The organism is Polaromonas sp. P1_E12 (genome assembly GCF_056405975.1).
Genome location: NZ_JBFUBB010000013.1, coordinates 1 through 2,865, shown reverse-complemented (window position 1 = coordinate 2,865; position 2,865 = coordinate 1). Strand labels below are relative to the sequence as shown.

Annotated in this window: 2 protein-coding genes and 1 pseudogene; 2 read left to right on the top strand and 1 reads right to left on the bottom strand. The window is 53.5% G+C overall.

The window, feature by feature from the left end:
• Positions 1-1,517 (top strand): annotated as a pseudogene (locus tag AC1D13_RS23120) (hypothetical protein); the annotation flags it as partial.
• A 381-nt stretch (positions 1,518-1,898) separates the two neighbouring features.
• On the opposite strand, the gene AC1D13_RS23115 reads toward AC1D13_RS23120, so the two are convergent.
• Complete coding sequence (locus AC1D13_RS23115; protein ID WP_457282616.1) at positions 1,899-2,453, bottom strand: RNA 2'-phosphotransferase; 555 nt, start codon at positions 2,451-2,453, stop codon at positions 1,899-1,901.
• 106 nt (positions 2,454-2,559) lie between these two features.
• On the opposite strand from AC1D13_RS23115, the gene AC1D13_RS23110 reads away from it, so the two are divergent.
• A partial coding sequence (locus AC1D13_RS23110; RefSeq protein ID WP_477667799.1) for a hemagglutinin repeat-containing protein occupies positions 2,560-2,865 on the top strand: 306 nt, incomplete at its 3' end.

Here is a 2,865-nt window from a genome sequence, read left to right as displayed (position 1 = left end):
TGCTGGGCAGCGTCATTGCCAGCGACACCCAGGCCGTCAATGCCCAGAAGAACAGCTTCAAGACCGGCGGCACCCTAAGCATCAGCGACATCCAGAACACCGCCAGCTATAAGGGCGAGTCAATCGGCATCAGCTTTGGCGGCGGCGCCACCGCCAAGACTGCCGGCATCAACGGCCTGGGCATAGGCATCGGCTCAGACAAGGGCGATGCCAGCAGCACCAGCAGCGCAGGCATAAGCGGCATTGCTGGCAACACCGCCGTCAGAAGCACTGATGCGGAGACCGGCCTTAAACCCATCTTTGATGCGGCCAAAGTGCAGGCCGAGATCAATGCGCAGGTGCAGATCACGCAGGCGTTTACAAGGGAAGCACCGAAGGCGGTTGCGAGCTTTGCGGCCAACCAGGCGGCAGCACTGCGGATTCAGAAGAACGAGGACGAAGCCAAAAAGTGGGATGAGGGCGGCATTTACCGGATCGCGCTTCACACAGCGGTGGGGGCTCTGGGCGGCGGCTTTGATGGTGCAGTAGGAGCAGCAGCCAGTGCGAGTTCCGCAAACCTGATGAACGCCTTGCAAGACGGCATTCAGCAGGGCCTGGTGGCTGCAGGCCTGAGCGATGGCGCCGCCAAGGCGCTGGCGCAAACCGTAGCGACGCTGACTGCAGCGGGTGTGGGTGCTGCTGTGGGTGGTGCGCAAGGGGCGGTTACTGCTGCGACGGTGGATGCCAATAATCGGCAGTTGCATTTAGTTAGCAAAGACCAAGTCAGGGCACTGGCGAAGGAGGAAGCTGCAAAATTAGGAACCACAGAAGAAAAGCTTTATCAGGCTAGCCTAATGGTGCTAGGTGACTATTTCGATGCTAACGGAGACATCCGCCCGGAATTTAACAACGTAACCGCTGACGAGTACATGCAAGCGCAGCGAATGTTGCTCGCGCAACCGGCGAAATCACTCATGGCGCAAGAAATGGCCGAAGCATTGCGTGTTGTTCTGCCTCAGTTTGCTTCGCCTGATGAGGGAACCGTTAACGTTGGCCGTGTTATCGCCGGATTGTCAAAAGCTGTGGATTTGATGAAGGTGGGCGCTGGGAGGTTCGCGGTTGATAGGCCAAAGTTGGGCTCGGTAACAGACGCAAATTTTGCTCAAACTTCCATTCGTAGTGATGAGAAATTCAGTGTGGATGGCCGTGAGAAATACAGCCTTCTAGGTGCAGGGCCGATTAACACGGTAGATGATTTGGCTTCGGCGCTTAGTAAAGGCTTGATCCGACCAAGCCAAGTTCCTGTGGATTACGTGACAACCTCAGATGGAACTAAGTTGATTTTGAATACTCGAACCTCCGTTGCATTGGATCGTGCTGGAATTTCACAATCGCAATGGTATGGTTCGAATAAAACTGGGATGCAGGTACCGGGAGAGCAAGCAGGTATTACCTTTGACAAGTTGGCGGCACAACAGCTTGCCAACAACCAGTTACCGAGTACAGGAACACCCAATATGCCGGGGAGCAAAAAATGAAAGCAGGACACCCAGTTGAAGTCCACAACCCTTATGAGTGGTTGCCGGGGCATGGAGAAAGTGACATTGCGCTGTCTGCCAAGGATGGAGACTTGGCCGTTACGATTTCATATGACAGCCCAAGCGGCGTTGCTCAGAAGGAGCTTTTGTTCAAGAGTGTTTGTGCGTTTTACAGAGCCTCATCGCCTGGGGTAAATCTCCTAAACATTGAACATCACGGCGCGAGTGACGTGCCCATAGGGTCGTTGGTTGAATACGTTGAATCAGAGGCCGCAGTAGCCTGGGCAGAGCACTTTCAAGGACGGCGAACAGTTAAACACTACTCGATTCGGTTTCAAAGCGAAAATTCCCGACTGGAGATATTTGCAGGAGATTTTTTCATTAGATAGTTGGTGGTGGAATGGGGCAAAGAAACTCTGCGGGAACGTGCCGAATTAACCAAACATCATTGTCTGCTTGATAAAATATATGCCCCTGCGCATGCATCTCACTCGCTGCGATTCTCAATATGACAATATCACCGTGCCGCATACCCACTGACGCAGCAGTTTTGTTGTCGTGTGACAGATGTACAAAATGACGGTCTCCGGGGACTAAGCCTGCTTTGAGAATCGACTCCAAGAAACGTGTCGCAGTTCCATGGAACAACGTCGACGGCGGCGCTTTTTCTGTATGGGTAATTGTTACTGTTTTGGTTGAGTGGCCTTGTGCCGCGCGAATTTTCAGACCGTCATCAGAAATAGTGAATCGCTTCTTGTCACTTTCGCGAACTATATTTCGCAGAGTCATTGAGTCGAGAGGTTGGCCGGCCTGGTTGGAGCAGACCAGTAGCTTCTCTATTTCCGCCCAGCCTTCACTGTCTAGCACTAATCCAATGTCTTCAGGCTTATGCCGTAGGACATAACTTAGAAATTTACTGATAGCTGCGGAAGACATGTAACTACTCTTGCTGTTTATTGAACTAGTTTTAATCTTAGCTCGAAGGTAGTCGATTTATCAGTGATGCGGCAGGTGGAAGTAAACGCAATTTCTTCTCTGGTGCTTGAAGATTGCCGACCCTGGCAAAGGCAGGACTGTCGGTGAGGACAACATCACGGCCGGCAACAACATCACCATTGCCGCCACCGGCGGCGGACAAGCCAGCAACCTGACCATACAGGGCAGCACCGTCGAAGCCGGCAAGGCCGTGCAACTCATCGCCGAAAACGAAGCCCGGCTTCTGGCCGCGCAAAACCTCGCCAGCGAACGCAGCACCAACAGCAGCAGCTCGGGCAGCGTCGGCGTGAGCTTTGGCACCGACGGCTTCCTCGTCAATGTCAGCGCCAGCAAAGGCAAGGGCCGCACCAAC

What these genes read in the sequence shown, in the direction of transcription:
- AC1D13_RS23115 (WP_457282616.1), bottom strand. Translation starts at nt 2,453, where the DNA reads ATGTCTTCCGCAGCTATCAGTAAATTTCTAAGTTATGTCCTACGGCAT.